This is a genomic window from Spirillospora sp. NPDC049652 (genome assembly GCF_040675125.1).
In the GTDB taxonomy this organism is placed as follows: domain Bacteria; phylum Actinomycetota; class Actinomycetes; order Streptosporangiales; family Streptosporangiaceae; genus Spirillospora.
This window is the reverse complement of record NZ_JBFAOF010001178.1, coordinates 1-1,969: the sequence shown is the minus strand read 5'-3', so window position 1 is coordinate 1,969 and position 1,969 is coordinate 1. Positions and strand designations below refer to the sequence as shown.

Sequence of the window (1,969 nt, the reverse complement as noted above, 5' to 3'; positions counted from 1 at the left end):
CGCGGAGTACGGCGACGGCTGGATGCCGATCGGCGGGGCCGGCGTGCGCGAGGCGCTGCCTGCCCTGCGCGCCGCGTGCGAGGCGGCCGGGCGTCCGATGGCGCGGGTCGTCCCGTTCGGGACCGTGCCCACGCCCGCCAAGCTGGAGTACTACGCGGGGCTCGGTGTGGACGAGGTCGTGCTGCGGGTGCCGGGCGGCGGCCGGGAGGCGGTGCTGCCCGTCCTCGACCGGTACGCCGCCGAGCACCTTCCCCGCTAGCGGATCATACGGAAGCAGAAGAACGTGGGGAACCGCGTCCACTTGCCCTTGCCGCCGGAGACCGCGCCGATGATCGGGAACACCCAGCCGCCGATCAGCAGCTCCAGGTAGACCAGGACCAGCGGGGCGAGGAACGCGGCGTTCTTCGCGATGATCGCCGGGATCGCGCAGACCGTGCCGAGCGCCAGCAGGTGGATCAGCATCGTGAGCTGGTAGTTCAGCGCCTGCGCCGTGTGGTACCGGACGAACGGGGAGGTGCTCTTCTTGATCAGGAAGATCACCAGCGGCGCGAGGAAGCCGACGAACAGCATCAGCACGTAGCTGAGGACCACCATGTTCGTCTCCTCCGGCATCACCGCGCCGCCCTGGGCGGACGGGTGCTGCGGGACGCCGGGCGGGCCGTAGCCGTACCGCGGGTCGTAGCCGCCCGGTGAGCCGTAGGGGGCGGAGTGCGGCGGCGGCCCGTACGGCTGCTCGCCGTACGGCGGCCGGTCATCGTGCGGCGGCTGGTCACCGTGCTGCGGCCGGTCATCGTGCGGAGGCTGCTCCCCGGGCGGAGGCTGGGGCGGATTGTCGTTCACTGTTCTCCGATCCGGCGGGGTTGCCAATACGGCAATTTACCGCGAACGCCACCCCCGGCACGTGCTCTCGGACGCGGAGCGGACGCCGGAAGCGGCCGATCCGGCGACCCGCTCAGTCGAAGACGACGACCGAGCGGGCGACCGCGCCGCCGCGGACGTGGGCCACCGCCTCGTTCACCTGCTCCAGCGGGACGCGCTCGCTGACCAGGCCGTCCAGGTTGAGCCGTCCGCGCCGGTACAGGTCGGCGAGGATCGGCAGGTCGCGGGCGGGCGTCGCGTCGCCGCCCTGGGTGCCCATCAGGCGGCGCGAGCCGAACAGCTGCCCCGCCGGGATGCGCAGCTCCTTCCCGGCGCCGGGGGAGCCGACCATGACGGTCGTCCCGCCCGGCTGCGTGGCGGCGAACGCCTTGGCCAGCACCTCGGGGACGCCGGTGACGTCGAAGGCGTACTCGGCGCCGCCGCGCACGATCTCGCCCACCTGCTTCGGCAGGTCGTCGGCGAGCAGCGTGTGGGTCGCGCCGAACTCCTCGGCCAGGCGCAGCTTGGACTCGACCACGTCGGCCGCGATGACGGTGGTCGCCCCGGCGAGCACCGCGCTCTGGACCACGTTGAGCCCGACGCCGCCGCAGCCCACGACCAGGACGCTCGTCCCGGGCTCGACCCGCGCGGTGTTCATGACCGCGCCGTATCCGGTGACGACGCCGCAGGCGGTGAGGGCGAGCAGGTCGAGCGGGGCGTCGGGGGCGACCTTCACGCACATCGCCTCGGTCACCACCGCGCGCTCGGCGAACGCGCCGATGCCGATGTAGGGGCGGACGGGCTCGCCGTCCAGGGACAGGCGGGTCGAGCCGTCCGGGAAGACGCCCATGATGGCCGACATCCGGGTCTTGCCCGAGCACAGGTGGGCGTTGCCTCGCGCGCACGCGCGACAGCGGCCGCACGGGCCGTTCATCGCGATGACGACGTGGTCGCCGGGCTTGACGTTCACCACGCCCGGCCCGACCTCTTCCACGACGCCGGCGCTCTCGTGGCCGAGGACGCAGGGCAGGTGCCTGACGACGGGGCTCGTGCCGTCCAGGGCCTTGATGTCGGAGCCGCACACGCCGGACGCGGCGATCCGCACCGCGAC

The 1,969-nt window shown here is 73.3% G+C and carries 2 protein-coding genes and 1 pseudogene; 1 reads left to right on the top strand and 2 read right to left on the bottom strand.

Going from position 1 to position 1,969, the window contains the following annotated elements:
* A pseudogene (locus tag AB0J52_RS38295) lies at window positions 1–259 on the top strand (LLM class F420-dependent oxidoreductase); the annotation flags it as partial.
* On the opposite strand, the gene AB0J52_RS38290 reads toward AB0J52_RS38295, so the two are convergent.
* Window positions 256–840 (bottom strand): DUF4870 domain-containing protein, encoded by a 585-nt coding sequence (locus AB0J52_RS38290; RefSeq protein WP_500187916.1) that lies wholly within the window; start codon window positions 838–840, stop codon window positions 256–258. The pseudogene AB0J52_RS38295 and the gene AB0J52_RS38290 overlap by 4 nt on opposite strands.
* Window positions 841–952: 112 nt before the next feature.
* Window positions 953–1,969, bottom strand: a 1,017-nt coding sequence (locus tag AB0J52_RS38285) for a zinc-binding dehydrogenase (protein WP_500187914.1), incomplete at its 5' end; no start/stop codon positions are given.